This window comes from Methanobrevibacter sp. UBA188 (genome assembly GCF_905234905.1).
Taxonomy (GTDB): Archaea; Methanobacteriota; Methanobacteria; order Methanobacteriales; family Methanobacteriaceae; genus Methanocatella.
The window spans coordinates 7938-10044 of the sequence record NZ_CAJOJM010000058.1 but is presented as its reverse complement, the minus strand read 5'-3'; the positions used below and the strand labels follow the sequence as shown (position 1 = coordinate 10044).

Genomic DNA, 2107 nt, shown 5'->3' with positions numbered 1-2107 from the left:
CTGAAAATCCAAAATACATCTTCCAATTAACGATTCAGGGAATGATGGTTGGTATATTTGCAGGATTGATGGTTTGCTTATACCGATTTTTACTTGCAGGTTCAGAACACATTTTAAGAAACTATTTAAACATAATACATGGAAATGTGTTATACATTATATTATTTTTCATAGCACTTGCTGTTATGGGTCTTTTGATAGATTGGTTAACCAAATGGGAAGCTGATTCAGCAGGCAGCGGAATTCCTCAGGTTTATGCTGAAGTCAAAGGTCATATGGAAGCAAATTGGGCGAAGGTTCTGCTTTCTAAAATTGTTGCAGGTGTATTGACTGCTCTTGGCGGGTTGTCTTTAGGTCCTGAAGGTCCGTCCGTTCAAATTGGGGGTATGGCGGGAAAAGGTATCGCTAAATTGTTTAAAGGTTCAAAAACTGATGAGATTAGATTGATTTTAGTTGGTTCTGCAGTAGGTATTACGGCAGCATTCAATGCTCCGCTTGCCGGTGTGATATTTGTTTTTGAAGAAATCAATCACGGTTTTGATAAGACTTTAATTTTCATAGCTCTAGTGTCTGCAATTGTTTCTGATTTTACATCAAAAATGATTTTTGGCCAATCAACAATCCTGAATTTCCCTGTTTTAAATATTCCTCTTGAATCATTTTGGATTCTGGTTATCCTTGGTTTTATAATCGGTGTTTTAGGTTATATTTATAATGTAGGGATGATAAAGTCAAGCGATTTTGTAAAGAATCTTAAAATCCCTTCATGGCTTAAATTTGTCCTGGTTTTTATGGTATCCGGTGTTGTTGCACTTTCAATTCCAGAAATAAGTGATGGTGGACACTTTATGATGGATATGTTGGGTGTTGCAATTCCATCTTTAAGCGTTTTGGTATTATTGTTGGTTTTAAAATACATATTTTCTATGTTTTCATTTTCATCCGGTGCTCCCGGTGGAATATTTTTGCCTATTCTGGTATTGGGAGCCTATATTGGGGCAGTGTTTGGTTCAATTGTTGTTCCTGCATTCGGATGGCAGCATGAGTTGATTTATAAATTCATAATCATCTCAATGGCGGGATTTTTTGCAGCTACTGTAAGGTCTCCAATTACAGGTATTGTGCTTCTTGCGGAAATGTCTGGTTCAACAGAATCCCTTGTTTCAATGATAATCGTATCATTGATGGCATATATGATTCCAACACTGCTTGGAAATGAGCCTATTTATGAATCATTGTATGACAGATTGCTGTTGAAGAAAAACAAGGAATATGTAAGTAAACCTTCAAAGCATGTTTTAAGCGAATATCTGGTTCCGCTGGATTGCAATTATATAAATTTTAAGATTAAAGATATTCCATTTCCTAAAAATGCGATTGTAGTTTCTGTAATTCGCAATGGCAAATATATGATACCGACTGAAGATTTCCATATCAATTATGGCGATCAAATTCATATCCTGACAGACAGTAATGACTATCCTTATGTTAGAGAAGAAATTGAAGAATTGTTTGGTGGTTAGATGAGCTTAATATTTAAAAGAAAAAGTGTACGAAGATACAGGAATGAAAGAGTTCATGATGAGTTAATTGAAAATCTGCTTAAGGCTGCTATGCAAGCGCCGTCCGCCTGCAATGCGCAGCCTTGGGAATTCATTGTCGTGTCAAAAAAAGAGGATAAGGAAGCAATTTCAAAAATGCACAAATTCGCAACTCCGGCCCGTGAAGCATCACATTTAATCATTACTCTTGGAAATCTCAATGAATCTAAGGTTCATGGAATGATAGAACAGGACCTTGGAGCCTGCAATGAAAACATTTTGCTTCAGGCAACACATGAAGGGTTGGGTGCAGTTTGGCTTGGCTTTCACCCGATTGAAGATAGGGTCTTAAAGCTAAAGGAATATCTGAATATTCCGGATTACTGCATTCCTTTTTCTGTAATATGTGTCGGATGGCCTGAAAGTGAGGGTGAAGTAAAGCTTCGCTATGACAAATCCAAAGTTCACTTTGACAGATTTTAAAAATTAAAGGGTATTGTTCCATGTTTAATTTTTATGTGAACATCTATTAATATTATAAGTTTAAATATGTCAAATTTCAAAAT

General features: G+C 36.0%; 2 protein-coding genes. Both read left to right on the top strand.

Annotated elements, in window-relative coordinates; genetic code table 11:
* On the top strand, nucleotides 1-1523 hold a 1523-nt coding region (locus QZ143_RS08720), incomplete at its 5' end, for a ClC family H(+)/Cl(-) exchange transporter (RefSeq protein WP_292883260.1).
* Nucleotides 1524-2024, top strand: coding sequence for a nitroreductase family protein (locus tag QZ143_RS08715; protein WP_292883257.1), 501 nt, complete (start codon nucleotides 1524-1526; stop codon nucleotides 2022-2024). It abuts the gene before it with no gap.
* Nucleotides 2025-2107 lie beyond the last annotated feature (83 nt).